We start from the raw sequence: 2,156 nt of genomic DNA, 5'->3' as shown, positions 1-2,156 counted from the left end.
ATGATGTCCTTGCTTGGCAGCATGGACGCACCGCCCACCATGACCTGCGCAAAAGCGGAGGCGCCCGCCAACGACATGGCCAGTGCCAGGCCCAGCGACGCGAGTTTGTGTTTTGTTGACATATGAATTCCTTGAAGTTGAAGTTGAGACATCAGCCGAAACCAGATTGATTTACAAGCGGCTGTCATGAATACGGGGCTGCCTGCCCACCGGATTCAAACTTTGTGAAGTCTCAACATCTCTCGCAGGGAATTGGGGTCATCCCGCGCACGCGGGGCGGCGGCAGGCCAGCCGTCACCACTCAGGCGCTGCGCTCAAAGAACGAGCGGACCGCTTGCGGATACAGCAGGTGTTCCTGCGTCAGGATGCGGGCCGCCAGGGCGCCTGCAGTGTCGCCAGGCAGCACCGGCACCACGGCCTGCGCCAGGATGGCGCCGTGGTCGAGTTCGGCGGTCACCTGGTGCACCGTGGCGCCCGCCACCTTGCACCCCATGTCGATGGCGCGCTGGTAGGTATCCAGGCCGGTAAAAGCCGGCAGCAGCGACGGATGGATATTGATCAGCCGGCCCGCATAGTGCTGCACAAAGCCCGGCGTGAGGATGCGCATGAAGCCCGCCAGCACCACCAGCTGCGGCGCATGCAGGTCAATCCGCGCCATCAGCGCCGCGTCAAAGGCCTCGCGCGACGCAAAATCGCGGTGCGGCAGCAGTTCGGTCGCAAGGCCCAGGCTCTTTGCCAGCGGCAAGCCCTGGGCATCGGCCCGGTTGCTGATCACGGCGGCAATCCGCACGCCGAACTTTTCTCGCCACGCTTCCTTGTGCGCGGTCTGGGCAATGGCAGCCATGTTGGAGCCGCTGCCAGAAATCAGGATCACGATGTTTTTCATTGTCTTAAGATTATCCCCATGAGAACCCTTACCCCCATAGAAGCCCGCGTGCTGGCCACGCTGATGGAAAAAGCACGCACTGTACCCGACAGTTACCCGCTGTCCCTCAATGCCTTGCTGCTGGGCTGCAACCAGAAAACCAGCCGCGACCCGATGATGGAGCTGACCGAGGCCCAAGCCCAGGCGGCGATTGACGCGCTCAAGGCGCTGAGCCTGGTGTTTCAGGCCAGTTCCAGCCGGGTGCCGCGTTTTGAGCACAATTTTCAGCGCGGCTTTGGCGTGAGCGAGGCGCAGGCGGTGCTGCTGGGCCTGTTGATGCTGCGTGGGCCGCAAACGCCGGGCGAGTTGCGCACCAACAGCGAACGCTGGTACAAGTTTGCCGACATCGCCAGCGTCGAAGATGTGCTGGGCGAACTGCAGGCGCGCGGCGAAGACAGCGGCGTGGTCACGGTGGTGCAACTGCCCCGGGCCGCCGGCATGCGCGAGCAGCGCTGGGTGCATCTGCTGTGCGGCGAAGGCGCATTGCCGGCTTTTTCACCCGCCAATGCGGGCCATGCCGCGGTTGACGCTGAAGTCGAGCCGGTGTCGCTGGGCCAGGCCGAACGCCTGCAGCAGCGCCTGGAAACACTGGAAACCCAGGTCCTGCAGTTGCAGGCCCAACTGGCCCATCTGCAAAAAGAACTGGGCGTGTCTCAAGCCTGACAGCACGGCGCAAACGGGCGTGCTAAAAACGCGGCACTGGAGAACTTGCCATGGATTTAGCTTTCACCCCTGAAGAACAAGCCTTTCGCGAAGAAATACGCGCGTGGGTCCGTGCCAGCCTGCCGGCTGACATTTCGCACAAGGTACACAACGCCCTGCGCCTGTCGCGTGACGACCTGCAGCGCTGGGCCAAAATTTTGGGTAAAAAAGGCTGGCTCGGCCACGGCTGGCCCAAGGAATTTGGCGGCCCCGGCTGGAACGCGGTGCAAAAGCACCTGTTTGAAGAAGAATGCGCGCTGGCCGGCGCCCCGCGCGTGGTGCCGTTTGGCCCGGTGATGGTCGCGCCCGTCATCATGGCCTTTGGCAATGCCGAGCAGCAGCAGCGCTTTTTGCCCGGCATTGCCAGCGGCGACGTCTGGTGGTCCCAAGGCTACAGCGAACCGGGCGCGGGTTCCGACCTGGCCTCGGTCAAGTGCAAGGCCGAGCGTCAGGGCAACAGCTACATTGTCAATGGCCAGAAGACCTGGACCACGCTGGGCCAGTACGGCGAGTGGATTTTCTGCCTGGT

The 2,156-nt window shown here is 63.1% G+C and carries 3 protein-coding genes; 2 read left to right on the top strand and 1 reads right to left on the bottom strand.

Annotated features, from left to right (window positions below):
- Window positions 1-301: 301 nt before the first annotated feature.
- The gene (purN, locus tag IV091_RS15580) at window positions 302-886 is read right to left on the bottom strand and encodes a phosphoribosylglycinamide formyltransferase (RefSeq protein WP_293470174.1); all 585 of its coding nucleotides are present in this window, start codon (window positions 884-886) and stop codon (window positions 302-304) included.
- Window positions 887-904: 18 nt separating this feature from the next.
- On the opposite strand from purN, the gene IV091_RS15575 reads away from it, so the two are divergent.
- Together IV091_RS15575 and IV091_RS15570 are read left to right on the top strand one after the other, a co-directional pair.
- Window positions 905-1,588: a YceH family protein gene (locus tag IV091_RS15575; protein WP_293470173.1), complete on the top strand. Its 684-nt coding sequence runs from the start codon at window positions 905-907 to the stop codon at window positions 1,586-1,588.
- A 50-nt stretch (window positions 1,589-1,638) separates the two neighbouring features.
- The coding region (locus IV091_RS15570; RefSeq protein WP_293470172.1) for an acyl-CoA dehydrogenase family protein at window positions 1,639-2,156 on the top strand (518 nt) is incomplete at its 3' end.

Source organism: Polaromonas sp., assembly GCF_018780625.1.
In the GTDB taxonomy this organism is placed as follows: Bacteria; Pseudomonadota; Gammaproteobacteria; order Burkholderiales; family Burkholderiaceae_C; genus Polaromonas.
This window is presented reverse-complemented; position numbering and strand designations above follow the sequence as displayed.

What these genes read in the sequence shown, in the direction of transcription:
- IV091_RS15575 (WP_293470173.1), top strand. Translation starts at nt 905, where the DNA reads ATGAGAACCCTTACCCCCATAGAAGCCCGCGTGCTGGCCACGCTGATG.
- purN (WP_293470174.1), bottom strand. Translation starts at nt 886, where the DNA reads ATGAAAAACATCGTGATCCTGATTTCTGGCAGCGGCTCCAACATGGCT.